Origin of the sequence: Paramicrobacterium humi (assembly GCF_900105715.1) — a bacterium.
GTDB lineage: Bacteria > Actinomycetota > Actinomycetes > Actinomycetales > Microbacteriaceae > Paramicrobacterium > Paramicrobacterium humi.
On record NZ_FNRY01000001.1, the window covers coordinates 422,916 to 447,076 of the forward strand.

General features: G+C 66.5%; 33 protein-coding genes. 3 read left to right on the top strand and 30 right to left on the bottom strand.

All coding sequences use genetic code 11. The features are described from left to right. The first annotated feature begins 91 nt into the window (after positions 1-91). Positions 92-2,008 (top strand): BglG family transcription antiterminator, encoded by a 1,917-nt coding sequence (locus tag BLV49_RS02085; protein WP_281245298.1) that lies wholly within the window; start codon positions 92-94, stop codon positions 2,006-2,008. 96 nt (positions 2,009-2,104) lie between these two features. Here the strand turns inward: BLV49_RS02085 and BLV49_RS02090 are convergent, their stop codons facing one another. The 24 genes from BLV49_RS02090 to rpsJ form a co-directional block, all read right to left on the bottom strand. Next, positions 2,105-2,977: an aminotransferase class IV gene (locus BLV49_RS02090; protein WP_091179346.1), complete on the bottom strand. Its 873-nt coding sequence runs from the start codon at positions 2,975-2,977 to the stop codon at positions 2,105-2,107. A gap of 36 nt (positions 2,978-3,013) precedes the next feature. Next, positions 3,014-3,862: a type I methionyl aminopeptidase gene (gene map, locus BLV49_RS02095; RefSeq protein WP_091179348.1), complete on the bottom strand. Its 849-nt coding sequence runs from the start codon at positions 3,860-3,862 to the stop codon at positions 3,014-3,016. Further along, a complete protein-coding gene (locus tag BLV49_RS02100) occupies positions 3,862-4,473 on the bottom strand; it encodes an adenylate kinase (protein WP_176980692.1) in 612 nt (203 codons plus the stop codon). Before BLV49_RS02100 ends, map begins: the two co-directional genes overlap by 1 nt. Continuing rightward, positions 4,470-5,792 carry a preprotein translocase subunit SecY gene (gene secY, locus BLV49_RS02105; protein ID WP_091179350.1) on the bottom strand — a complete coding sequence of 441 codons (1,323 nt, stop codon included), beginning with the start codon at positions 5,790-5,792 and terminating at the stop codon, positions 4,470-4,472. The genes BLV49_RS02100 and secY overlap by 4 nt, the downstream gene beginning before the upstream one ends. A gap of 159 nt (positions 5,793-5,951) precedes the next feature. Then, positions 5,952-6,566, bottom strand: a complete 615-nt coding sequence (gene rplO / locus BLV49_RS02110; RefSeq protein ID WP_091179352.1) for a 50S ribosomal protein L15 — start codon at positions 6,564-6,566, stop codon at positions 5,952-5,954. Continuing rightward, a complete protein-coding gene (gene rpmD, locus BLV49_RS02115) occupies positions 6,566-6,751 on the bottom strand; it encodes a 50S ribosomal protein L30 (protein WP_091179353.1) in 186 nt (61 codons plus the stop codon). Before rpmD ends, rplO begins: the two co-directional genes overlap by 1 nt. Beyond that, complete coding sequence (rpsE, locus tag BLV49_RS02120) at positions 6,751-7,446, bottom strand: 30S ribosomal protein S5 (RefSeq protein WP_143033932.1); 696 nt, start codon at positions 7,444-7,446, stop codon at positions 6,751-6,753. Before rpsE ends, rpmD begins: the two co-directional genes overlap by 1 nt. Before the next feature lie 23 nt (positions 7,447-7,469). Beyond that, on the bottom strand, positions 7,470-7,829 hold the full coding sequence (rplR, locus tag BLV49_RS02125; RefSeq protein ID WP_091179358.1) for a 50S ribosomal protein L18: 360 nt from the start codon (positions 7,827-7,829) through the stop codon (positions 7,470-7,472). A gap of 2 nt (positions 7,830-7,831) precedes the next feature. Further along, positions 7,832-8,368: a 50S ribosomal protein L6 gene (rplF, locus tag BLV49_RS02130; RefSeq protein WP_091179359.1), complete on the bottom strand. Its 537-nt coding sequence runs from the start codon at positions 8,366-8,368 to the stop codon at positions 7,832-7,834. Positions 8,369-8,374: 6 nt separating this feature from the next. Then, complete coding sequence (gene rpsH / locus BLV49_RS02135; protein ID WP_091179362.1) at positions 8,375-8,773, bottom strand: 30S ribosomal protein S8; 399 nt, start codon at positions 8,771-8,773, stop codon at positions 8,375-8,377. A gap of 101 nt (positions 8,774-8,874) precedes the next feature. Next, positions 8,875-9,468, bottom strand: a complete 594-nt coding sequence (rplE, locus tag BLV49_RS02140; protein ID WP_091179364.1) for a 50S ribosomal protein L5 — start codon at positions 9,466-9,468, stop codon at positions 8,875-8,877. Next, positions 9,468-9,833: a 50S ribosomal protein L24 gene (rplX, locus tag BLV49_RS02145; protein ID WP_091179366.1), complete on the bottom strand. Its 366-nt coding sequence runs from the start codon at positions 9,831-9,833 to the stop codon at positions 9,468-9,470. Before rplX ends, rplE begins: the two co-directional genes overlap by 1 nt. Before the next feature lie 3 nt (positions 9,834-9,836). Further along, the gene (gene rplN / locus BLV49_RS02150; protein ID WP_091179368.1) at positions 9,837-10,205 is read right to left on the bottom strand and encodes a 50S ribosomal protein L14; all 369 of its coding nucleotides are present in this window, start codon (positions 10,203-10,205) and stop codon (positions 9,837-9,839) included. Between the two features lie 31 nt (positions 10,206-10,236). After that, positions 10,237-10,533, bottom strand: coding sequence for a 30S ribosomal protein S17 (rpsQ, locus tag BLV49_RS02155; protein WP_091179370.1), 297 nt, complete (start codon positions 10,531-10,533; stop codon positions 10,237-10,239). 2 nt (positions 10,534-10,535) lie between these two features. Continuing rightward, a complete protein-coding gene (rpmC, locus tag BLV49_RS02160) occupies positions 10,536-10,856 on the bottom strand; it encodes a 50S ribosomal protein L29 (protein ID WP_091179372.1) in 321 nt (106 codons plus the stop codon). Then, the gene (gene rplP / locus BLV49_RS02165) at positions 10,856-11,275 is read right to left on the bottom strand and encodes a 50S ribosomal protein L16 (RefSeq protein ID WP_091179375.1); all 420 of its coding nucleotides are present in this window, start codon (positions 11,273-11,275) and stop codon (positions 10,856-10,858) included. The genes rpmC and rplP overlap by 1 nt, the downstream gene beginning before the upstream one ends. Positions 11,276-11,277: 2 nt before the next feature. After that, on the bottom strand, positions 11,278-12,030 hold the full coding sequence (rpsC, locus tag BLV49_RS02170) for a 30S ribosomal protein S3 (RefSeq protein WP_091179377.1): 753 nt from the start codon (positions 12,028-12,030) through the stop codon (positions 11,278-11,280). Beyond that, a complete protein-coding gene (gene rplV, locus BLV49_RS02175) occupies positions 12,030-12,422 on the bottom strand; it encodes a 50S ribosomal protein L22 (RefSeq protein WP_091179379.1) in 393 nt (130 codons plus the stop codon). The genes rpsC and rplV overlap by 1 nt, the downstream gene beginning before the upstream one ends. A 26-nt stretch (positions 12,423-12,448) precedes the next feature. Continuing rightward, positions 12,449-12,730: a 30S ribosomal protein S19 gene (rpsS, locus tag BLV49_RS02180; protein ID WP_091179381.1), complete on the bottom strand. Its 282-nt coding sequence runs from the start codon at positions 12,728-12,730 to the stop codon at positions 12,449-12,451. Positions 12,731-12,742: 12 nt separating this feature from the next. Further along, a complete protein-coding gene (rplB, locus tag BLV49_RS02185) occupies positions 12,743-13,582 on the bottom strand; it encodes a 50S ribosomal protein L2 (RefSeq protein WP_091179383.1) in 840 nt (279 codons plus the stop codon). A gap of 16 nt (positions 13,583-13,598) precedes the next feature. After that, complete coding sequence (rplW, locus tag BLV49_RS02190; protein ID WP_091179384.1) at positions 13,599-13,898, bottom strand: 50S ribosomal protein L23; 300 nt, start codon at positions 13,896-13,898, stop codon at positions 13,599-13,601. Continuing rightward, the gene (gene rplD / locus BLV49_RS02195) at positions 13,895-14,584 is read right to left on the bottom strand and encodes a 50S ribosomal protein L4 (protein WP_091179387.1); all 690 of its coding nucleotides are present in this window, start codon (positions 14,582-14,584) and stop codon (positions 13,895-13,897) included. The genes rplW and rplD overlap by 4 nt, the downstream gene beginning before the upstream one ends. A 4-nt stretch (positions 14,585-14,588) precedes the next feature. Beyond that, entirely contained in the window at positions 14,589-15,245 is a 657-nt protein-coding gene (rplC, locus tag BLV49_RS02200) for a 50S ribosomal protein L3 (protein WP_091179389.1), read from the bottom strand. 8 nt (positions 15,246-15,253) lie between these two features. Continuing rightward, positions 15,254-15,562, bottom strand: a complete 309-nt coding sequence (rpsJ, locus tag BLV49_RS02205; RefSeq protein ID WP_017201594.1) for a 30S ribosomal protein S10 — start codon at positions 15,560-15,562, stop codon at positions 15,254-15,256. A gap of 502 nt (positions 15,563-16,064) precedes the next feature. Here rpsJ and BLV49_RS02210 point away from each other — a divergent pair. Together BLV49_RS02210 and BLV49_RS02215 are read left to right on the top strand one after the other, a co-directional pair. Then, positions 16,065-17,513, top strand: coding sequence for an ABC transporter permease (locus BLV49_RS02210; RefSeq protein ID WP_091179391.1), 1,449 nt, complete (start codon positions 16,065-16,067; stop codon positions 17,511-17,513). Positions 17,514-17,526: 13 nt separating this feature from the next. Next, entirely contained in the window at positions 17,527-18,198 is a 672-nt protein-coding gene (locus BLV49_RS02215) for an ABC transporter ATP-binding protein (protein ID WP_091179393.1), read from the top strand. 63 nt (positions 18,199-18,261) lie between these two features. Here the strand turns inward: BLV49_RS02215 and BLV49_RS02220 are convergent, their stop codons facing one another. The 6 genes from BLV49_RS02220 to BLV49_RS02245 form a co-directional block, all read right to left on the bottom strand. After that, positions 18,262-18,477, bottom strand: a complete 216-nt coding sequence (locus tag BLV49_RS02220) for a hypothetical protein (RefSeq protein ID WP_091179395.1) — start codon at positions 18,475-18,477, stop codon at positions 18,262-18,264. Positions 18,478-18,819: 342 nt separating this feature from the next. Beyond that, complete coding sequence (gene tuf, locus BLV49_RS02225) at positions 18,820-20,013, bottom strand: elongation factor Tu (RefSeq protein ID WP_091179397.1); 1,194 nt, start codon at positions 20,011-20,013, stop codon at positions 18,820-18,822. A 139-nt stretch (positions 20,014-20,152) separates the two neighbouring features. After that, the gene (gene fusA / locus BLV49_RS02230; protein ID WP_091179398.1) at positions 20,153-22,267 is read right to left on the bottom strand and encodes an elongation factor G; all 2,115 of its coding nucleotides are present in this window, start codon (positions 22,265-22,267) and stop codon (positions 20,153-20,155) included. Between the two features lie 77 nt (positions 22,268-22,344). After that, positions 22,345-22,815, bottom strand: a complete 471-nt coding sequence (gene rpsG, locus BLV49_RS02235; protein ID WP_091179400.1) for a 30S ribosomal protein S7 — start codon at positions 22,813-22,815, stop codon at positions 22,345-22,347. After that, positions 22,815-23,189, bottom strand: coding sequence for a 30S ribosomal protein S12 (gene rpsL / locus BLV49_RS02240; protein ID WP_091179402.1), 375 nt, complete (start codon positions 23,187-23,189; stop codon positions 22,815-22,817). Before rpsL ends, rpsG begins: the two co-directional genes overlap by 1 nt. Before the next feature lie 307 nt (positions 23,190-23,496). Next, on the bottom strand, positions 23,497-24,138 hold the full coding sequence (locus tag BLV49_RS02245; RefSeq protein ID WP_091179404.1) for a spermidine/putrescine ABC transporter substrate-binding protein: 642 nt from the start codon (positions 24,136-24,138) through the stop codon (positions 23,497-23,499). Positions 24,139-24,161: the final 23 nt, after the last annotated feature.

Below are 24,161 nucleotides of genomic sequence, written 5' to 3' on the forward strand. Positions count from 1 at the left end.
TCCGCCGGGGAGGAAGGCGCCGGGGCCCCGGAAATCCCGCACGCGAGCGCAGAAGCTGGTTGACTCGATACCGGGGACAGACAGGAGCGGCGTGAGCAAGGACCGGCAGAGCAGCCTCATGGGACTGCTCGTGCGCTCGCACGAGTGGCTCACCGCCGCCGACCTCGCCGACGCCATCGGCGTGACCCCGCGCAGCATCCGCAGCTACATCGCGGCGCTCAAGACGCAGGCGGAGCCGCACACGATCATCGACTCCGGTCCCGAGGGGTACCGGCTCAACGCGGAGGGCTACGCCGCGTTCCGGGCTCAGACGGGAAGCATCGCGCCCGGCGACGCGCCGCGGGAGCGGCTGTACCGGCTCGTGCGACTGCTCGTGGACGCCGACGACGGCGTCGACGTGTACGACACCGCCGCCGCCCTGTTCGTGAGCGACTCGACGCTCGAGGCCGACCTCACCCGCGTGCGCGGTCTCATCGCTGACACGGGCCTCGCGGTGCGCCGTGCCGGCAGCCGCGTGTCGCTCGTGGGCTCGGAGCTCGCGCAGCGCCGCCTGCTCTCCCGCCTCTTCCGGGAGGAGTCGGAGCACGGCATGGCCGCGCTCGACGCGATCCAGCGCGAGTTCGAGTCGGAGAGCCTCGGCTCGTTCAAGACCGACCTGATCGCGGCGCTCGAGCGGCACGGCTACTACATCAACGACTACGGCATGGACAACGTGCTGCTGCACATCGCGATCGCCGCCGACCGCGCGGGCAAGCACCAGCCCATCGGCGACACGGGCAAGTCGACGGGCGCGGAGGCCGAGCTCGGCGGCATCCTGCGCTCTCTCGCGGCCACGCACTTCTCCCCCGGCCTCGACGAGAGCGACATCCGGTACCTCTCGTATCTGCTCGCGACGCGAGCCGTGGCTCCGGGGCCCGAATCGGCCGCCGCGGCCGCGGCATCCGACTATCTCTCCGACGACGACCTCGGCCGGATGCGCGCCATCGTCGCTCGCGCCGCGGAGGAGTACCTCGTCGACTTGAGCGACGAGGACTTCCTCACCCGGCTCACGCTGCACGTGCGGAACCTGCTCGAGCGCGCCGAGGACCAGGCGTTCTCCCGCAACCCGCTGACGAAGTCGATCAAGTCGGCGTACCCGATGATCTACGAGCTCGCCGTGTTCATCGCGAGCCAGCTGCACGACGCGACGGGCATCGACGTCAACGACGACGAGATCGCCTACATCGCCATGCACGTGGGCGCGCACTTGCACCAGCAGACGCGGCGCGACGACCTCGCGACGTGCATCATCGTGTGCCCCAACTACTACGACATGCAGGCGATGCTGCGCGAACGCGTCGCGCAGTCGCTCGGCGACGCCCTCGTCGTCACGCGCGTCATCGCCCGCAGCGACGTGCCGTGGGACCGGTTGGATGCCGAGATCGTGCTCACGACGATCGCGCCGCCCGTGCCGGCGGAGAACATCGTGCGGATCCAGCCGTTCTTCGGCCCCGGCGACGTCGACCGTGTGCGCGCAACGCTCAGCCGCGTGCGCCGGCAGGGCAGACGAGCGGCGATCCGCGACGAGCTGCTGCGCTACTTCGACGAGCGCCTGTTCGTGCGCGACGTGTCGGGGCTCGACGAGGAGGGCATGATCCGGCTGCTCGGCGCGCGCATGGCCGAGCTCGGCATCGTCGACGAGGCGTACGTGAGCGCGGCGATCGAGCGTGAGCGCATGTCGTCGACGGCGTTCACCGAGGCGCTCGCGGTGCCGCACGCGATGGCGATGACGGCAACGCGCACGTCGATCGCGATCGCGGTGAACGAGCACAGCCTGCCGTGGGGCGACGGTCGCGTGAACGTCGTCGCGTTCATCGCGTTCAGCGAGGCGGGTCGCGCGCAGTTCCAGGACGTGTTCGACCAGTTCGTCGAGGTGTTCTCGGAGCGCGAGGACGTGAACCGCATCATTCGCGCGAGCCGCGACTTCGCGGGGTTCATCGACGAGCTCGTGCGCACAATGGACGGCTGAGCGGGCGCTCGCCTTCGCTCTCGTGTCTTCCCCTGTCACGAAGTGCTCCCTCAGGGGCGTTCAGAGCGCACTTCGTGACAGGGGAAGTCGCCGCGGTCAGCCGGCGAGCAGCGCCTCGTTCATGCGGGCGGTCAGGTCGGCATCGACGTGCGTCGAGGCGCCATCGATCGCGGTGACCGGCACCACCAGGCGAACGCTCGAGACGAGCCACGCGGCGTCGGCGGAGCGCACCTCGTCGGCGAGCACGCGCCGCGACGCGGTCTGGCGGCCCTGGGCGCGGAGCCAGGCGAACAGCTCCTGCTGCGTCGTGCCGGGCAGGATGCCGTCGTCGGCGGCGGGCGTGACGAAGGTGTCGCCGATGCGCACGATGAGCGACGACGTCGGGCCCTCCATCGCGAATCCCTCGAGAGAGGTGAAGATGACGTCGTCGGCGCCACGGCGGCGCGCCTCGCGCAGCGCCGCCATGTTGGGCGCGTACGAGAGGGTCTTGGCTCCTGCGAGCATCCACGGTGCGCGGGAGTTGATGTTGATGGGCCAGCCGCGGTCGAGGAGCACGACGCGCACGCCGTCGACGCGTTCGCTGACGTGAGCGGGGCTCGGCTGGCCGACGATCCAGCACGTCGGCCCGGCGTCCGGGAGCCCGCGCGTGATCACAAGCCGGATGACGGCGGCTCCCGTGTCGGGAAGCTCTCGCGCTACGCGCTCGATCGCATTCAGCCACTGTCCCGGGTGCGGCGCGGGCAGGTCCATCTTCGCGGCCGAGGCCGCGAGCCGCTCGACGTGCGCCTCGGCCTTGCGCACGATGCCCGCGGTCATGCCGACGGTCTCGAAGACGCCGTCACCGCGAGTGGCACCGGCATCGTGGATGCTGAGCACGCGCTCCTCGGGCAGGATCGGGCGCAGGCGCGCCTCGAAGTCGGTGTCCGCGGAGTCTGCGGGCAGCGGGGTGATGAGGAACGCGCGTGCCATGCTCAGACGATACCGCCGCCGGCGGCATCCGATCGCTCAGGCGATGGGCGTGGGGGTGACCCCGAAGGGGGCGAGGCCCGCGGCTCCCCCGTCGGCGGCCGTGAGAACCCAGATGCCGTCCTTGTGCACGGCGACACTGTGCTCCCAGTGCGCGGCCATGCCGCCGTCGACGGTCGTGACGGTCCAGTCGTCGTCGAGCACCTGGGTGTCGGCGGAGCGCTCGACCATCATGGGCTCGATCGCGACGACGAGGCCCGGCTTCACGGCGGGGCCGGGCAGCCGCACGCGGTAGTTGAACACGGGCGGCTCCTCGTGCATGGAGCGTCCGATGCCGTGGCCGATGTAGTCCTCGATGATGCCGTACTCGCGGCCGTCGGCGTCGGGGTTGTCCTCGATGTAGCCTTGCACGGCGTCGCCGATCTCGCCGAGCTTCGCGGCGCGCGCGAGGCGTGCGATGCCGGCCCACATCGAGCCCTCCGTCGTGCGGGAGAGCCGCTCGCGGGCGGCGACGAGCTCGGGCCGATCGGGGTCGGGCACGACGACCGTGCACGCCGAGTCGCCGTTCCAGCCGCCGACGTCGGCGCCGCAGTCGATCGACACGATGTCGCCGGGCCGGATCACGCGGTCGCCCGGGATGCCGTGCACGACCTCGTCGTTCACCGACACGCACAGGGTGTGATGGTAGCCGGGCTCCATCTTGAAGTTCGGCTTGCCGCCGCCGGCGACGATGGTCTGCTCGGCGATGGCGTCGATCTCAAGCGTTGTCACGCCCCGCCGCACGGCCTCGCGCGCGGCGTCGAGGGCGCGGGCGGTGAGCAGCCCGGGCTCGCGCATGAGGCGCAGCTGCGCGGGCGACTTGTAGATCGAGCGGCGGACGGGGCGCATCAGGCGGAGACGGCGACGCCGCGCGAGGCGAGGGCGTCGAGCACGCGCGCGCTCACGTCGTCGATCGTGCCGAGGCCGTCGACGCTCACGACGAGACCGCGCTCGCGGTACGCCTCGATGACCGGCTCGGTCTGCTCGTGGTACACGTCCTGACGGTGCCGGATGACCTCTTCGGTGTCGTCGACGCGGCCCTGCTCGGCGGCGCGCTTGAGCAGTCGCGTGACGACCTCGTCGCGGTCGGCGGTGAGCTGCACGACGCCGTCGAGGGCGGTGCCGGATGCCGCGAGAATGCGGTCGAGCTCGGCGACCTGGTCCGCCGTGCGGGGGTATCCGTCGAGGAGGAAGCCGTTCGCGGCATCCGCCTGGCCCAGCCTGTCGGCGACGATCGCGTTCGTGAGCGAGTCGGGCACGTAGCCGCCGGTCGACACGATCGCGTCGATCTGCTTGCCGAGCTCGGTGCCGTCCTTGATGTTCTGGCGGAAGATGTCGCCGGTGGAGATCGCGGGGATCCCGAAGGTCGTGGCGATCACCGCCGCTTGAGTTCCCTTGCCGGCTCCGGGGGGCCCGACGATGAGCAGGCGCACACCGGGCTGTTCGGATGGAGAGGTCATCGCAGCAACCCTTCGTAGTGTCGCTGCTGCAGCTGCGAGTCGATCTGCTTGACCGTCTCGAGCCCAACACCGACGATGATGAGGATCGACGCGCCACCGAACGGGAAGTTCTGGTTGGCCCCGACTGTCGCGAGGGCGATCAGCGGGATCAGGGCGATCAATCCGAGGTAGAGCGAACCCGGCAGCGTGACGCGGGTCAGCACGTAGTCGAGGTAGTCGGCGGTGGGGCGCCCGGCGCGGATGCCGGGGATGAACCCGCCGTACTTCTTCATGTTGTCGGCGACCTCTTCGGGGTTGAAGGTGATCGCGACGTAGAAGTAGGTGAAGCCGACGATGAGCAGGAAGTACAGCGCCATGTAGAGCGGGTGGTCGCCCTTGGTGAGGTACGTCGTGATCCAGGTCACCCACGCGGCAGGCTCCTGCCCGGCGGCGGGCTGGTTGAACTGGGCGATGAGCGCGGGGAGGTACAGCAGCGAGGAGGCGAAGATGATCGGGATAACACCGGCCATGTTCACCTTGATGGGGATGTAGGTGCTGTTTCCGCCGTAGGTGCGGCGGCCCACCATGCGCTTCGCGTACTGCACGGGGATGCGGCGCTGCGACTGCTCGATGAACACGACGGCGATGACGATGACGATGCCGATCGCGAGCACGAGGAGGAACGTCTCGAAGCCGTGCGACTGCTGGATGGCCCAGAGCGAGCTCGGGAAGGTGGCGGCGATCGACGTGAAGATCAGCAGCGACATTCCGTTGCCGATGCCCTTCTCGGTGATGAGCTCGCCCATCCACATGATGAGGCCGGTCCCTGCGGTCATGGTGATGACCATGAGCAGCACGGCGTACCAGGTGTCGTCGGTGATCAGGGAGCTGCACTCGGCGCTCGAGTTCGTGCCGAAAAGTGCGCCGCTTCGCGCAACGGTGATGAGCGTCGTCGACTGCAGGACGCCGAGGAAGATCGTGAGGTAGCGGGTGTACTGCGTCAGCTTGCTCTGGCCCGCCTGGCCTTCCTTGTGGAGGGTCTCGAAGTGCGGGATGACGACGCGGAGCAGCTGGGTGATGATCGAGGCCGTGATGTACGGCATGATGCCGAGGGCGAAGATCGAGAGCTGGAGGAGCGCGCCACCGGAGAACAGGTTGACGAGCTCGTACAGGCCCTGCGTTCCCTGGTTCTGCGCGAGACACTTCTGCACGTTCTCGAAGTCGACGAACGGCGTCGGCACGAACGAGCCGAGTCGGTACAAGGCGATGATGCCGAGGGTGAAGCCGATCTTCCGACGCAAGTCGGGTGTGCGGAAGATCCGCGCAATAGCGCTAAACAACAAGGGCCTCCTGGGTTGAACCGTGGGGTACGGCTCGCCATGACGTTCTGAGCCGTCCGAAGTCGAAGGGCCCAGCAATCGAATCTAGCCGATTACTGGGCCCAGCGAACAATCGGGGCACGATTCACGCGAAACGAGCGAGCCGTACGACCGGTCGTGTTACTTGACGGAGCCGCCGGCGGCGACGATCTTCTGCTCCGCCGAACCCGAGACCTTGTCGACCTCGACGTTCAGCTTCACGGCGATGTCACCGTTGCCGAGAACCTTGACCTTCTCGTTCTTGCGAACGGCGCCCTTGGCCACGAGGTCGGAGACGGTGACGTCGCCGCCCTTCGGGTAGAGCTCGGCGAGGCGCTCGAGGTTCACGACCTGGTACTCCACACGGAACGGGTTCTTGAAGCCGCGCAGCTTCGGTGTGCGCATGTGCGCAGGAAGCTGGCCACCCTCGAAGCCCTGGCGGACCTGGTAGCGGGCCTTCGTGCCCTTGGTGCCGCGGCCCGCGGTCTTGCCCTTGGAACCCTCACCACGGCCGACGCGAGTGCGTGCGGTCTTGGAACCGGGCGCGGGGCGCAGGTGGTGCACCTTGAGAACCGGTACGCGAGGCTCCGCGGTCTCGTCGGCCTTCTTCGCCGCAGCCTTCTTGGCAGGGGCCTTCTTCTCGGCGGTGCTTGCAGCATCCGCCTTCTTCGCGGCCGGCTTCTTGGCGGGGGCCTTGGCGGCCTTCGTGGCGGGAGCGGTCGTCTCTTCCGTGACGTCCTTCTTCTCGTCAGCCATTAGTCGATCTCCTCAACCTTCACGAGGTGGGAAACAGTGTTGACGTAGCCGCGGTTCTGCGCGTTGTCCTCACGGACGACCACGTCGCCGATGCGCTTCAGCCCAAGGCTGCGCAGCGTGTCGCGCTGGTTCTGCTTCTCACTAACTTTGGACTTGATCTGCGTGACCTTCAGACGACCGGCCATTACGCACCTACCTTTGCTGCGGCAGCGGCCTCGGCGGCACGCGCTTCGATCTGCAGCAGCTTGGCAGGAGCGACCTCGTCATACTCCTTGCCGCGGCGGGCTGCAACAGCACGAGGCTCCTCGAGCTGCTTGAGCGCCGTGACGGTCGCGTGCACGATGTTGATGGTGTTCGACGAACCGAGCGACTTGCTCAGCACGTCGTGGATGCCCGCGCACTCGAGGACGGCGCGAACCGGACCACCGGCGATAACACCGGTACCGGCGGCCGCCGGACGCAGCAGCACGACGCCGGCCGCGGCCTCACCCTGGACGGGGTGCGGGATCGTGTTGGCGACGCGAGGCACGCGGAAGAAGTTCTTCTTCGCCTCCTCGACGCCCTTGGAGATCGCGAGGGGAACCTCGCGGGCCTTGCCGTAGCCGACACCCACAACGCCGTTGCCGTCGCCGACGACGACGAGGGCGGTGAAGCTGAAGCGACGTCCACCCTTCACGACCTTCGACACGCGGTTGATGGTGACGACGCGCTCGAGGAACTGGTTCTTGTCGTCGCGTCCGCCGCGGTCGCGACCGCCACGGTCACGGCCCTGGTTGCGGTCACGTCCGCCGCGGCGGTTGCCGCCACGCGTGTCCTCGGTGCGCGGCTCGGAACCGGCTGCCGTCTCGACAGGCTTCTCAGCAGTCTGGTCAGTAGCCACGTCCTGCTCCTTCTTTGCTTCGCTCACAGGTTCAGTCCACCCTCTCGAGCACCTTCGGCGATCGCCGCGACGCGCCCGGCGTAACGGTTACCACCACGGTCAAATACAACGGACTCGATCCCGGCCTGCTTGGCGCGCTCGGCAACCAGTTCGCCGACCTTCTTGGCCTTGGCGGACTTGTCGCCGTCGAACGAGCGCAGGTCCGACTCGAGAGTGGAGGCCGACACGATGGTCTGGCCCTTGGCGTCGTCCACGACCTGCACGAACACGTGACGTGCCGAGCGGTTGACAACGAGACGGGGACGGTCCGCAGTGCCCGCGATCTTCTTGCGAAGACGTGCGTGACGACGGTCGCGGGCTGACGACTTGGTCTTGACAGCCATGCTTACTTACCAGCCTTTCCGGCCTTGCGGCGAATGACCTCGCCGGCGTAGCGCACACCCTTGCCCTTGTACGGCTCGGGCTTGCGGATCTTACGAATGTTGGCTGCGGTCTCGCCGACAGCCTGCTTGTCGATGCCCGACACCGTGAGCTTGTTGTTGCCCTCGACGGTGAACGAGATGCCCGCGGGCGGCTCGACGACGACGGGGTGCGAGAAGCCGAGCGCGAACTCGATCGACTGGCCCTTCTGCTGCACGCGGTAACCGGTGCCGACGACCTCGAGGCCCTTGGAGTAGCCCTGGGTGACGCCGATGATGTTGTTGGCGATGAGCGTGCGGGTCAGGCCGTGGAGCGAACGAGACTCGCGCTCTTCGTCCGGACGGCTGACGACGACCTGGCCGTCATCGACCTTCGCGACGATCGGGGCGGCGACGGCGAGCGTCAGCTCGCCCTTCGGGCCCTTGACCGTGACGTTCTGGCCATCAATCGTGACATCGACCCCGGCGGGGATTTCGATGGGAAGCTTTCCAATACGTGACATGACGCGTTACCACACGTAGGCGAGGACTTCCCCGCCGACGCCCTTCTTCTCGGCCTCGCGGTCCGTCAGAAGACCGGAGGAGGTGGACAGGATGGCGACGCCGAGGCCACCGAGGACCTTGGGCAGTTCGGTCGACTTCGCGTAGACGCGGAGGCCGGGCTTCGATACGCGCTTGATGCCGGCGATCGAGGGCTCGCGGTCCGGGCCGAACTTCAGGGTGAGTGTGAGGGTCTGGCCGACTCGAGCGTCTTCGACGTTCCAACCGCTGATGTAGCCCTCGTTGGTGAGGATCTCAGCGATGTGGCCCTTGAGCTTCGAGTGCGGCATCGACACGGAATCGTGGTGTGCCGAGTTGGCGTTGCGCAGTCTGGTCAGCATGTCTGCGACCGGATCTGTCATTGTCATGTGTTTTTCCTTTGGTCACCAGGTTTCGAGCACCCGTTACACGAATGTCGACCTGTGGTGTGTATGGGGCCGGCGGCCGCCGGCCCCATGTGAGGCCGTGCTTACGCGGCGGCCTCGTTCGACTTGAACGGGAAGCCGAGCGCCTTGAGCAGCGCGCGACCCTCGTCGTCGGTCTTCGCGGTCGTGACGACGGTGATGTCGAAGCCACGAACGCGGTCGATCTTGTCCTGGTCAATCTCGTGGAACACGGACTGCTCGGTCAGACCGAAGGTGTAGTTGCCGTTTCCGTCGAACTGGCGGTCGCTCAGTCCGCGGAAGTCGCGGATGCGCGGAAGCGCGAGCGACAGAAGGCGGTCGAGGAACTCCCATGCACGGTCGCCACGGAGGGTGACGTGCGCACCGATGGGCTGACCCTCGCGCAGCTTGAACTGCGCGATGGACTTGCGCGCCTTGGTGACGACGGGCTTCTGGCCGGTGATCTTGGTCAGGTCGGCGATCGCGCCGTCGATGACCTTGCTGTCGCGAGCGGCTTCGCCGACACCCGTGTTCACGACGATCTTGACGAGGCCGGGAACCTGGTGGACGTTCGTGTAGCCGAACTGCTGCTTCAGCTGGTCGGAGATTTCCGTCTTGTACTTCTGCTTGAGGCGCGGCTGGATTTTGCCAGCGGGCGCAGCAGCTGAGGTATCTGTCATTACTTCAGGTCCTTACCAGACTTCTTGTCGTAGCGAACGCGGACCGTCTTGGAGACGCCGTCCTTCACGACTTCTTCGTTGCGGAAGCCGACCTTGACCGGCTTCTTGCTGTCGGGGTCGACGAGCGCGACGTTCGAGATGTGGATGGGCGCCTCGTGGGTCTCCAGACCGCCGGTCTTGGTTCCACGCTGCGACTGTCCCTGGCGAACGTGCTTGGTGACGTAGTTGACACCCTCCACGATCACGCGGTTCTTCTCGACGAGCACCTCGATGACACGTCCCTGCTTGCCGCGGTATCCACCGCGGTCCTGCTTCGGGCCGCTGATGACCTGAACCAGGTCACCCTTCTTGATCTTTGCTCCCATGACTTAGATAACCTCCGGTGCCAGCGAGACGATCTTCATGAACCGCTTGTCGCGGAGCTCGCGACCGACCGGTCCGAAGATACGGGTGCCGCGGGGCTCGCCGTCGTTCTTCAAGATCACTGCTGCGTTCTCATCGAACTTGATGTACGAACCGTCCTGGCGACGGGTCTGCTTCTTCGTGCGAACGATGACGGCCTTGACGACGTCGCCCTTCTTCACGTTTCCGCCGGGGATGGCGTCCTTCACGGTCGCAACGATGGTGTCACCGAGGCCCGCGTAGTGACGGCCCGATCCGCCGAGAACGCGAATCGTGAGCAGCTCCTTGGCGCCGGTGTTGTCGGCGACCTTGAGCCGTGATTCCTGCTGAATCATTTCCTACTCCTTCTCAAAGCAAGCGCGAGGCTTACTTGGCCTTCTCGAGAATCTCGACCAGGCGCCACCGCTTGGTGGCACTCAGCGGACGGGTCTCGCTGATGACCACGAGGTCGCCGATCCCGGCAAGGCCCTGCTCGTCGTGAGCCTTCACCTTGGAGCTGCGGCGGATGACCTTGCCGTACAGCGGGTGCTTCACGCGGTCCTCGACCTCGACGACGATGGTCTTCTCCATCTTGTCGCTGACGACGTAGCCGCGAAGGGTCTTGCGGTAGCCGCGGGCGGACGCAGTCGCGGCCTCGGATGCTGCTTTTGCAGTCTCAGCCATGACTAGGCCTCCTTCGTCTCGTCAGCCTCGGCGGCCTCTTCGGCAGCCTTGGCCTTCTTGCTCTTGCGGGTCTCCTTCGCGGGGACCTCGACAGGCGCCGGAGTGGCGCGGATGCCGAGCTCGCGCTCGCGGATCACCGTGTAGATGCGGGCGATGTCGCGCTTGACAGCACGGAGTCGTCCGTGGGTCTCGAGCTGACCGGTCGCCGCCTGGAAGCGAAGGTTGAAGAGTTCTTCCTTCGCCTTGCGCAGCTCGTCAACCAGTCGCTCGTCTTCGAAAGTGTCGAGCTCTGCGGGAGTGAGCTCCTTGGATCCGATCGCCATTACGCGTCGCCCTCCTCGCGCTTGATAATGCGTGCCTTGAGGGGCAGCTTGTGGATTGCGCGGCTGAGCGCCTCGCGGGCGAGCGTCTCATCGACACCCGCGACCTCGAAGAGCACGCGGCCGGGCTTGACGTTTGCGACCCACCACTCGGGCGAGCCCTTACCGGAACCCATGCGGGTCTCAGCCGGCTTCTTGGTGAGCGGGCGGTCGGGGTAGATGTTGATCCAGACCTTTCCACCACGCTTGATGTGACGGGTCATCGCGATACGAGCTGCCTCGATCTGACGGTTGGTCACGTAGGCGGGCGAGAGAGCCTGGATGCCGTACTCGCCGAAGCTGACCTTGGTGCCGCCGGTAGCCTGACCGGTGCGAACCGGACGGTGCTGCTTGCGGTACTTAACTCTGCGGGGAATCAACATGATTAAGCACTGGCTCCTTCTGCGACCGGCGCCTCAGCGGCCCGAGGGGCACGGCGGGGACGGTCGTTGCGCTCGCGGCCCGACTTGGAGCCGGCCTGCTCGCGAGCAAGTTCCTTGTTGGTGACGTCGCCCTTGTAGATCCAGACCTTCACGCCGATGCGGCCGAAGGTGGTGCGAGCCTCGTAGAAGCCGTAGTCGATGTTCGCGCGCAGAGTGTGCAGCGGAACGCGGCCCTCGCGGTAGAACTCCGAGCGGCTCATCTCGGCGCCGCCGAGACGGCCCGACACCTGGATGCGGACGCCCTTCGCGCCGGCGCGCTGTGCGCCCTGCAGGCCCTTGCGCATGGCGCGGCGGAAGGCCACACGAGCCGAGAGCTGCTCGGCGATGCCCTGCGCGACGAGCTGAGCGTCGGCCTCGGGGTTCTTGACCTCGAGGATGTTCAGCTGGATCTGCTTGCCGGTGAGCTTCTCGAGCTCACCGCGGATGCGCTCTGCCTCGGCGCCGCGGCGGCCGATGACGATGCCCGGGCGCGCCGTGTGGATGTCCACGCGGACGCGGTCGCGGGTGCGCTCGATCTCGATGCGGGACACACCGGCGCGGTCAAGCGAGGTGGTCAGAAGCTTGCGGATCTTGACGTCCTCGGCTACGTAGTCGCTGTAACGCTGGCCCGGCTTGGTGCTGTCGGCGAACCAACGCGACACGTGGTCGGTCGTGACACCAAGACGGAAGCCGTACGGGTTTACTTTCTGGCCCATTACTTGCTCGCCTTCTTTGTTGCCGTGGCTGCTCCGACCTCGTCCGGCGTCGAGAGGACAACCGTGATGTGGCTGGTGCGCTTGTTGATGCGGAAGGCGCGGCCCTGGGCGCGCGGCTGGAACCGCTTGAGGGTCGCACCCTCGTCAACGAATGCCTTGGTGATGTACAGGTCCTGCTCGTCGAGGAAGCTGTTCTCGGCGTCCGCCTTCACGCGAGCGTTGGCGATGGCCGAGGCGACCAGCTTGTAGACGGGCTCAGAAGCACCCTGCGGGGCGAACTTCAGGATGGCCAGGGCCTCCTGCGCCTGCTTGCCGCGGATCATGTTGACGACGCGGCGAGCCTTCTGGGGGGTGACGCGGATGTGTCGCACGCGTGCGATCGACTCCACCATTTCTATTCCTCCTTCACGTCACCGCGTTAGCGGCGACGGCCCTTCTTGTCGTCCTTCACGTGTCCACGGAAGGTGCGGGTCGGGGCAAACTCGCCGAGCTTGTGACCGACCATGCTCTCGGTGACGAACACCGGGATGTGCTTGCGACCGTCGTGCACCGCGATGGTGTGACCCAGCATCGCGGGCACGATCATCGAGCGGCGCGACCAGGTCTTGATGACGTTCTTGCTGTTGGCCTCGTTCGCGGTGACCACCTTGCGGAGCAGGTGTTCGTCGACGAAGGGGCCCTTCTTCAGACTGCGTGGCATCTTCTCTAACTCCTACTTACGCTTCTTGCCGGTGGGACGACGGCGAACAATGAGCTTGTCGCTCTCCTTGTTCGGGTGGCGGGTGCGGCCTTCCTTCTGGCCCCACGGGCTGACCGGGTGGCGACCACCGGAGGTCTTGCCCTCACCACCACCGTGCGGGTGGTCGACCGGGTTCATGACGACACCGCGGACGGTCGGGCGGACGCCCTTCCAGCGGCTGCGGCCGGCCTTGCCCCAGTTGATGTTCGACTGCTCGGCGTTGCCGACCTCGCCGATGGTGGCGCGGCAGCGGGCGTCGACGTTGCGGATCTCACCCGAGGGGAGGCGCAGCTGGGCGTAGGGGCCGTCCTTCGCGACGAGACGCACCGAGGCTCCGGCGGAGCGGGCGAGCTTGGCTCCCCCGCCCGGCTTCAGCTCGATCGCGTGCACGACGGTACCGGTCGGGATGTTGCGCAGCGGCAGGTTGTTGCCAGGCTTGATGTCCGCGCCCGCACCCGACTCGACGATGTCGCCCTGCTTGAGCTTCTCGGGAGCGAGGATGTAGCGCTTGGTGCCGTCCAGGAAGTGCAGCAGCGCGATGTGCGCGGTGCGGTTCGGGTCGTACTCGATGTGAGCGACCTTGGCGTTCACGCCGTCCTTGTCGTTACGACGGAAGTCGATGACGCGGTACTGGCGCTTGTGGCCACCACCGATGTGACGCGTGGTGATGCGGCCCTGGTTGTTGCGACCACCGGTCTTCGACAGCGGACGAAGCAGCGACTTCTCCGGCGTCGAGCGCGTGATCTCGGCGAACTCCGAGACGCTCGAGCCGCGGCGGCCCGGGGTCGTGGGCTTGTACTTACGAATAGCCATGTTTATCCCTGTACTCCTAGCCGACAGCCGTGAAGATGTCGATGGAACCGGACTTCAGCGTGACGATGGCGCGCTTGGTGTCCTTGCGCTTGCCGATGCCGAAGCGGGTGCGACGCGTCTTGCCCTGACGGTTCAGGGTGTTCACGGAAGCGACCTGCACGCCGAAGATCTTCTCGATGGCGAGCTTGATCTCGGTCTTGTTCGAGCGGGGGTCGACGATGAAGGTGTACTTGCCCTCGTCGATCAGTCCGTAGCTCTTCTCCGAAACGACCGGCGCGATGACGATATCGCGGGGGTCCTTGCCTGTCTGGCTCATGCCGAGACCTCCTCAGTTGCTTCAGCCGAGCTTGCAGCAGCCTTGACCGACTTGCCCGAGGCGGGACCCGCGACGAATCCGTCGAAGGCGCCCTTCGTGAAGACGATGTCGTCGGAGACGAGCACGTCGTAGGCGTTGAGCTGGTCGTAGCTGAGAACGTGCACGGACGGAATGTTGCGCACGGCGCGGAGGCTCACGTCGTCGCCACGCTCGAGAACGATCAGGACGTTCTTCGACTGGACGACCTTCGAGAGGTACTCGGCGGCGTTCTTGGTCAGGCGCTCATCGGCGACGGCGAACGTCTCGACGACGTGGATGCGGCCACCGCGGGCGCGGTCAGAGAGCGAGCCGCGAAGCGCAGCCGCAATCATCTTCTTGGGGGTGCGCTGGGCGTAGTCACGCGGCACGGGACCGTGGACGACGCCACCGCCGATGTGCTGCGGCATGCGGACCGAGCCCTGACGAGCGCGGCCGGTGCCCTTCTGCTTGAACGGCTTGCTGCCGGATCCGGAGACCTCACCGCGACCCTTGGTCTTGTGAGTGCCCTGACGCGCGGCGGCCTGCTGTGCCACGACAACCTGGTGGATCAGCGGGATGTTGGTCTGAACATCGAACACCTCAGCGGGCAGGTCGACCGAGCCGGCCTTGTTGCCCTTGGTGTCGAGAACGTCGAGCGAGGTAGCCATTGAACTACGCTCCCTTCACTGCGTTGCGAACGAAAACGATGCGACCACGCGCACCGGGAACAGCGCCCTTGACGAGCAGCAGGCCCTTCTCGGCGTCGACCGAGTGGATGCTGAGGTTGAGAACGGTCACGCGCTCGCCACCCATGCGGCCGGCCATGCGCATTCCCTTGAAGACGCGGCTCGGCGTCGAGGAGGCGCCGATCGAGCCGGGCTTGCGGTGGTTGCGGTGAGCACCGTGCGAGGCGGACACGCCCTGGAAGTTGTGGCGCTTCATGACACCGGCGAAGCCCTTACCCTTCGACGTGCCGACGACGTCGACCTTCTGGCCGGCTTCGAAGACACCGTCGACCGTGAGCTCCTGACCGAGTGAGTAGTCGGAAGCGTCGTCGGTGCGGATCTCGGTGAGGTGGCGGCGAGGCGTCACGCCTGCCTGCTTGAAGTGCCCGTCGAGGGGCTGAGTCACCTTGCGGGGGTCGATCTCGCCCGCGGCGATCTGGACGGCGTTGTAGCCGTCACGCTCGGGGGTGCGGACCTGGGTGACCACGTTCGGGGTGATCTCGATGACGGTGACGGGAACGACCTTGCCTGCTTCGTCCCACACCTGGGTCATGCCGAGCTTCTTGCCGAGCAGACCCTTGCTGGTCTTGTTCTGCGTAGACATGCGTTCCCTTAGAGCTTGATCTCGATGTTGACGTCGGCCGGCAGGTCGAGTCGCATGAGCGAGTCGACGGCCTTCGGGGTCGGGTCGACGATGTCGATCAACCGCTTGTGCGTGCGCATCTCGAAGTGCTCGCGGCTGTCCTTGTACTTGTGGGGAGAACGGATGACACACACCACGTTCTTCTCCGTCGGAAGCGGCACGGGGCCGACGACCGTGGCACCCGCGCGGGTAACCGTGTCGACGATCTTGCGCGCCGAGGTGTCGATGACCTCGTGGTCATACGACTTAAGTCGAATGCGGATCTTCTGTCCCGCCATTGTGTGACTCACTCTCTGTCTTGCGTCTTACGAATAGCTCTCGCATTGGACGCTCTTCTGTGTGCGCAGACCGGCGAGCCCGTCTGCGCGAGGCACCACTGCTGTCGCACCACTGTTTTTCTGTCAAGCTTCACCAGCACGCCGGCAGTCCGCCGGATCCCGGGCAGAGTTCTACTCGGTCGGGAGTGTGTTGGTTAAGTCGTTGTCCTGCTGCCCGCGGCCTAGACTCTGACGTCTATGCACTGCCTGGCAGTGATCCGGAGGGCACCACGCAGGGCGCGTCCGAAATATTGAACTAGTTGAGTTTGCCAGAAATGCGCCCTGTTTGCAACCCGGGCGTGTCGCGCGCGCGTTCCGCGGAATCCCGCGCTGGATCACGCTGTCTCGGCACCCGGCGACCACGGCTTCCCGATAGCTCGTTCATGAGGTTTCGATAGCCGTTCTGCCTAGCGTTGGCGATCGGATGCGGGCGGAATCGACGCCCGCCGATCAGAGGAAGCGCATGTTCATCACCTACCTTCGCCGAGAGCTCGGCAACCGAAAACGGCAGAGCGCCATCGTCGCCATCGCACTCGCGATCGCCATCGCCCTCGTGATGCTCGTCGCCTCCTTCTCCGCCGCCGTGCGAAGCGCGCAGGCCGATGCTCTGAGCTCGGTGTACGGCGTGGGCACCGACATCACGGTGTCGCAGAAGGCCGAGGCTCCGACCGAGGGCGGCGACGGACCCGGCCAGCGCTTCGACTTCGACCCGGGCGAGGGCAGCTCGGATGCCGATGGGCAGCAGTTCTCCCAGTCGCGCCTGACGCTCGGGTTCGGAACGACCGGGTTCGACGCCTCCGCGCTGGACACGATCGCCGCCACGGCCGGGGTGAAGGATGCCGCCGGCGTGCTCTCGCTCACGAACACGAACTTCAGCGGCGAGGTCCCCGACCGGTCGCAGGCCGCAGCCCCGCCGAGCGCCGGGCAGGCGCCGCAGGACGCGGGACCGGGCGGCGGCGGATCGTTCGACGTCGATGCCACGGCGGTGCTCGGCGTCACACCGGGCGCAGCATCCGTCGGCCCGCTCTCCGATGTCGAGACGGCAGACGGACGGATGCTGCGCGCCGACGACGCGGGAGCCGACGTCGTCATCCTCGACGCCGCCTACGCCACGGCCTCCGAACTCGCCGTCGGCGACACGCTCACGCTCGGCGGCACGGAGTTCACGGTCGTCGGCACCGTCGCCTCGACCACCGACGCGGCTTCGACTGCGGCGGACGCGTACATCCCGCTCGACGTCGCGCAGTCCCTCGCGGGCGCGGAGGGCACGCTCAGCACGGTGTACGTCTCCGCGGCCTCTGCAGACGAGGTCTCGGACGTGCAGGACGCGGTGGAGACGGCACTGCCCGATCTGACGGTGTCGACGCAAGCGGACCTCGCGCAGAGCGTCTCGGGCTCCCTCGCGACGGCGACGCAGCTCGTGTCGTCGCTCGGCCTCTGGCTCTCGGTGCTCGTGATCGCGGTGGCGTTCCTCATCGCCGCCCTGTTCACGGTGTCGGGCGTCACGCGGCGCACGCGCGAATTCGGCACGCTCAAGGCGATCGGCTGGACGAGCGGCCGCGTCGTGCGGCAGGTCGCGGCCGAGTCCGTCACGCAGGGTCTCATCGGCGGCGCTATCGGCGTCGCCATCGGCTGCGCGGCGATCGCGATCCTGAATGCCGTCGGCATCACACTCAGCGGCTCGGCGACCACCGCGGCGGCCGGCCCCGGCAGGATGGACGGCGGCTTTCCCGGCGGGGCGTCCGACGCAGCCGCATCCGCGACTCCGCTCACGCTCTCGCTCCCCGTCGACGTGACCGTCATCGCCCTCGCCGTCGGCCTCGCCGTTCTCGGTGGGCTGATCGCCGGCGCCATCGGCGGCTGGCGAGCCTCCCACCTGCGTCCCGCCGCGGCCCTCCGCTCAATCTCCTGACAGAAGGACACCCATGTACACCCTCACGAACGTCACCAAGAAGTACGCCGGCAAGAACACGGCCGTCACCGCCCTGAAGGACGTCGATCTCGAGATCCCCGACGGCCAGTTCGTCGCCGTCCAGGGCCCCACAGGCGGCGGCAAGTCGACGCTCCTGCAGCTGCTCGGCGCCCTCGACACGCCCACGAGCGGCACGGTGCTGCTCGACGACGTGGACGTATCGGCGGCGAGCGAGCGCCGGCTCACCGCGCTTCGCGCCTCGACCATCGGCATCGTGTTCCAGAGCTTCAACCTCATCCCCACGCTCACGGCTCTCGAGAACGTCGCGTGCGCGCTCGCTCCGCTGAATCTTGCGGCGGGAGAGCGCAGCTCCCGCGCGGCTGCGGCCCTCGCCGAGGTCGGTCTCGGTGATCGGCTCGGGCACTTGCCCGGTCAGCTGTCGGGCGGACAGCAGCAGCGCGTCGCCATCGCCCGTGCACTCGTGAAGCAGCCGCGCGTGCTCCTCGCGGACGAGCCGACGGGTTCCCTCGACGAGGACACGCGCGACGAGATCATGGCGCTGCTGGAGGGCGCGGCACACGAGCGCGGGCTCACGCTCGTGATCGTGACGCACGACGCCTCCGTCGCACGACGGGCCGAGCGCCGGCTGCGCATGAAGCACGGTCGGCTCTCGGAAGTCGCGTAGCGGAACATGAGAGAGGGCGGATGCTGCGCGTCGCAGCATCCGCCCTCGTTGCATGTCCTGAGGCTACTCGTCGCCGATCGCCTTGTCGGCGGCGTCGCGGCCGCCCTTGATCTGCTCGTCGAACCTGCCGCCGCCCAGGCGGCGTGCGCCTTCCGAGGCGCGATCGAGCAGGTCGTCGCTGATGCCTTCGGCCTTCTCGCTGTGGATCGCCTTGTCGATGGAGTCCTGATTCTGCTCGTAGAGCTTCTTGCCCTTGTTCACCAGATCGTCGAATCCCATGGGAGCTCCTTCCGTCGATTGAACCTGTGGCCCATTCTCCCGCGGCCGGAGAGCGCTCACAAGGGCCAGCCGATGGCCCCGCGAGGGGAGCGGGGCCATCGGTGGGCGGCGTCGAACGCCGCGGCAGGCGCACGCAAGCCCTTGGGATGGAACGTTGAACCCGATCGTCCGTTCCCGCTCGGCGCGCCACTGCTCTCTGCAGTGGGGCAAGCATATCCTTTAGCTGAGCTTTCCTCAGCTATTTTCGAGAAGTTTCCCTCCCCCCTCTTCGGGTGGGGAGCGGGCATGCGAAAGGGGCCGGACCCGAAGGCCCGACCCCTTTCGAGATCTGCAGTCCGGAGACTACTTGTTGATCTTGGTGACGGTGCCGGCACCGACGGTGCGGCCACCCTCACGGATAGCGAAGCCGAGGCCCTCTTCCATGGCGATCGGCTGGATCAGCTGAACCGACATGTCGGTGGTGTCGCCAGGCATGACCATCTCGGTGCCCTCAGGCAGCGTGATGACGCCGGTGACGTCCGTGGTGCGGAAGTAGAACTGCGGACGGTAGTTCGTGTAGAAGGGGTTGTGGCGCCCACCCTCGTCCTTGGAGAGGATGTACGCGGTGCCCTCGAACTCGGTGTGCGGGGTGACCGAACCGGGCTTCACGACGACCTGGCCACGCTCCACGTCCTCGCGCTTGGTGCCGCGGAGGAGCAGACCACAGTTCTCGCCGGCCCAGGCCTCGTCGAGCTGCTTGTGGAACATCTCGATACCGGTGACCGTGGTCTTCTGCGTCGGGCGGATGCCGACGATCTCGACCTCGGAGTTGATGGCGAGAGTACCGCGCTCGGCACGGCCGGTGACGACGGTTCCACGACCGGTGATCGTGAAGACGTCCTCGACAGGCATGAGGAACGGCTTGTCCTTGTCGCGCACGGGGTCGGGAACGTTGTTGTCGACGGCCTCCATGAGGTCGAGGACCGACTGGACCCACTTCTCGTCGCCCTCAAGAGCCTTGAGAGCCGAGACGCGCACGACGGGAGCGTTGTCGCCGTCGAAGTCCTGGCTCGAGAGGAGCTCGCGGACCTCGAGCTCGACGAGCTCCATGATCTCCTCGTCGTCGACCATGTCGGACTTGTTCAGAGCAACGACGAGGTACGGAACGCCGACCTGCTTCGCGAGCAGCACGTGCTCACGCGTCTGAGCCATCGGACCGTCGGTGGCGGCGACCACGAGGATCGCGCCGTCCATCTGAGCCGCACCGGTGATCATGTTCTTGATGTAGTCGGCGTGCCCAGGGGCGTCCACGTGAGCGTAGTGACGCTTCGGCGTCTCGTACTCGACGTGCGAGATGTTGATCGTGATGCCGCGCTGACGCTCTTCCGGAGCCGAGTCGATGCTGGCGAAGTCACGCTGGACGTTGACGTCCGACGGGTACTTGTCGGCAAGAACCTTCGAGATCGCTGCGGTGAGCGTGGTCTTACCGTGGTCGACGTGACCGATCGTTCCGATGTTTACGTGCGGCTTGGTCCGCTCGAACTTGGCCTTAGCCACTGTGGGTCCTCCTCAGGACTCTCGTGTAGATACACCGGGCACTGGATTGCGACCGGTTCTCTACGGGATTTTGTGTACTTATGTTACTAGGTGCCGGCTGGGCGCCATACCAGAAAAGGCACGCCGCCCAGCCTAGGGGCTACTCGCCCTTTGCCTTCTGGACGATCTCGTCGGCAACGGCCTTCGGGACCTCGGCGTACGTCTCGAACTGCATCGAGTACACGGCACGGCCTGAGGTCTTCGACCGCAGGTCACCGACGTATCCGAACATCTCCGAGAGGGGGACGTTGGCGCGAATCACCTTGACACCCGACGCGTCCTCCATCGACTGGATCATGCCGCGGCGAGAGTTGAGGTCGCCGATGACATCACCCATGTACTCCTCAGGAGTACGAACCTCAACGGCCATGAGCGGCTCGAGAAGAACCGGGTTGGCCTTGCGGAGGGCTTCCTTCATACCCATCGAACCGGCGATCTTGAACGCCATCTCCGAGGAGTCGACGTCGTGAGCCGCACCATCGAGCAGCGTCGCCTTGACGCCGACCATGGGGTAGCCCGCGAGAACGCCGACCTGGAGAGCGTCCTGGAACCCGGCATCCACCGACGGGATGTACTCGCGCGGAACGCGGCCACCCGTGACCTTGTTCTCGAACTCGTACGTCTTGTCACCCTCGACCTCGAGCGGGGCGACCGCGAACTGGATCTTCGCGAACTGGCCCGAACCACCGGTCTGCTTCTTGTGGGTGTAGTCGTGGCGGTCGACCGTGCGACGGATCGTCTCACGGAAAGCGACCTGGGGCTTGCCCACGTTCGCCTCGACCTTGAACTCGCGCTTCATGCGGTCGACGAGGATGTCGAGGTGAAGCTCGCCCATGCCCTTGATGACCGTCTGGCCCGTCTCGGCGTTGAGCTCGACGCGGAACGTCGGGTCCTCTTCGGCGAGCTTCTGGATCGCGGTGCCGAGCTTCTCCTGGTCAGCCTTCGTCTTCGGCTCGATCGCGACCTCGATCACGGGCTCAGGGAAGGTCATCGACTCGAGCACGACCTGGTCGTTGGGGTCACAGAGCGTGTCGCCCGTCGTGGTGTCCTTGAGGCCGATCACCGCGTAGATGTGGCCCGCGGTCACCGACTCGACCGGGTTCTCCTTGTTGGCGTGCATCTGGAAGATCTTCCCGATGCGCTCCTTCTTCTGCTTCGTCGAGTTCACGATCGACGCACCGCTGTCGAGGTGGCCCGAGTACACGCGAATGTAGGTAAGGCGACCGAAGAAGGGGTGCACGGCGACCTTGAACGCGAGAGCCGAGAACGGCTCGCTCGCGTCGGGGTGACGGAGGATGATCTTCTCTTCGTCGCGCGGGTCGTGCGCCTCGATGGCGGGCACGTCGAGCGGCGACGGAAGGTAGTCGACGACCGCGTCGAGCATCGGCTGCACGCCGCGGTTCTTGAACGCGGAGCCACACAGCACGGGGTAGATCTCGCTGTTCACGGTGAGCTTGCGGATCGCGCCCTTGATCTCGTCGACGGTGAGCTCCTCGCCGGAGAAGTACTTCTCCATGAGCTCGTCGCTCGTCTCCGCGACGGTCTCGAGCAGCAGGGTGCGGTACTCGTCGGCCTTGTCCTTGAGGTCGGCGGGAATGTCCTGCACCTCGAACTTTGCGCCCATCGTGACGTCGCCCTTCGCGTCGCCCGGCCAGACCAGGGCGCGCATGTTGACGAGGTCGATGACGCCGACGAAGTCGTTCTCCGCGCCGATCGGCAGCTGGAGCACGAGCGGCTTCGCGCCGAGGCGGCTCTTGATCGTCTCGACCGTGAAGTAGAAGTCGGCGCCGAGCTTGTCCATCTTGTTGACGAAGCAGATGCGCGGGACGTCGTACTTGTCGGCCTGACGCCACACCGTCTCGGACTGGGGTTCGACGCCCTCCTTGCCGTCGAAGACGGCGACGGCGCCATCGAGCACGCGCAGCGAGCGCTCCACCTCGACAGTGAAGTCGACGTGTCCAGGGGTGTCGATGATGTTGATCTGGTTCTTGTTCCAGAAGCAGGTCACAGCGGCGGAGGTGATCGTGATGCCACGCTCCTGCTCCTGCTCCATCCAGTCGGTGGTCGCGCCACCGTCGTGGGTCTCACCGAGCTTGTGGTTGACGCCCGTGTAGAACAGGATGCGCTCAGTGGTAGTTGTCTTACCGGCATCGATGTGCGCCATGATGCCGATGTTGCGAACCTTATTCAGGTCTGTGAGCACGTCTTGTGCCACGGGGTTCCTCCGGAGTATGAGAATGCGGTGTTGTGGGGTGACGCTCCGCGCGGGTGGCGCGGAGCGTCACCAGCCCGCTACCAGCGGTAGTGGGCGAAGGCGCGGTTGGACTCGGCCATCTTGTGCGTGTCCTCGCGACGCTTCACAGCGGCGCCGAGACCGTTCGACGCGTCGAGGATCTCGTTCGTGAGACGCTCGGTCATCGTCTTCTCGCGGCGGCCCTTCGCGTAGCTCACGAGCCAGCGCAGTGCGAGGGTGTTGGCGCGGTGAGGCTTGACCTCGACCGGCACCTGGTAGGTCGAACCACCGACGCGGCGGCTCTTGACCTCGATGGACGGGCGAACGTTGTCGAGCGCCTTCTTGAGCGTGACGACGGCGTCCTGGCCGTTCTTGGCTGCGACGCCCTCGAGCGCGTCGTAGACGATGCGCTCGGCGAGGGCCTTCTTGCCGTCGACGAGGATCTTGTTGACGAGCTGGCTGACGATGGGGGCGCCGTAGACGGGGTCAGCAACGACGGGGCGCTTGGGTGCGGGTCCCTTACGAGGCATTACTTCTTCTCCATCTTCGCGCCGTAGCGGCTGCGAGCCTGCTTGCGGTTCTTGACGGCCTGGGTGTCAAGCGCGCCGCGAACGATCTTGTAGCGCACGCCGGGGAGGTCCTTCACACGACCGCCGCGGACGAGCACCATCGAGTGCTCCTGCAGGTTGTGGCCCTCACCCGGGATGTACGCGGTGACCTCGGTGCCGTTGGAGAGCTTCACACGAGCGACCTTGCGCATCGCCGAGTTCGGCTTCTTCGGGGTGGTGGTGTACACACGCGTGCACACGCCGCGCTGCTGGGGGTTGGCCTTAAGAGCGGGCGCCTTGGTCTTGGTGACCTTGGGCGAGCGACCCTTGCGGACCAACTGCTGAATAGTTGGCACTGCTTCTCCTTGTTGTGCTGCACGGTGACAGCGGGTTTGCGATGGTGAGGTGCTCAGTCGCCTGCGCACCGCCACGATCCACCGGCTCGCCAGAACTGACGCGTCTTCGTGGTGGATATGCCGTGGGGGCCGTTCCATACCGAACCGACCCGGTTGTGCATGCCCGACGTCGCCGAGCGCGCCCTCAGGCACGACTCAAGCGCACGGCAAAGCGCACACCCGATCTATGATAATCGCACGCGCGGTGGCGGTCAAATACCACAGGCGCCGACGGAATGCGGCAGCGCATGACGGCATGTTGCCGCGCTCACCAGCGGGTGGGCGGCATGTCGAGGCTCTCGGAGAGCGCGTCGAGCATGGCGTCGACTTGCGGCTCGATGATGCGCTGCACGGCTTCTCGCGCGCGCATCCGGTGCTCCTGCAGCGCGAGGCACACGAGCCGGCCGGCGTGGTCGGCGCATTCGTCGGCGAGGCGGATCTCGGTGCGCAGCGCCTGCTTCTCCTCCTCGCTCAGCTCGATGGGTCGCAGCGACTCGGGCACACCGCCGTCCTCGGCGAGCTCGCCGAGGGTGAACAGGAACGGCTCCCCCGGCACCGGGTCCGGGTCGAGCTGCAGGCCGTCGAACTCGGGGTCGAGGCCGACCTCGGGGCGGTAGCTGAGCTCCTTGCGCTTCTCGGTCTCCCGCAGCTCTTTGGCCAGGAGGGGCAGGTTGTGCTCGGTGTAGTCGTCGACGACCGTGTCGATGATGCCCTTCATGCGGGTGGTGAGTGCGTGCTGCACGGCGTGCGGCACGTCGCCGTCGAGGCCGGCGGCGGCGAGGAACGGAGAGCCGATGCAGCGCCGGCAGAGTCGCGTGCGCGTGCGGTGGGTAGCGGGCTTCCACCGGGGAAGCCACGCGATCCACGCGTCGACGGCCCGGCCGACCAGCGCCTCGAGGGTCCGCTCCATGCCTCAACCGTACTCTGAGAGCG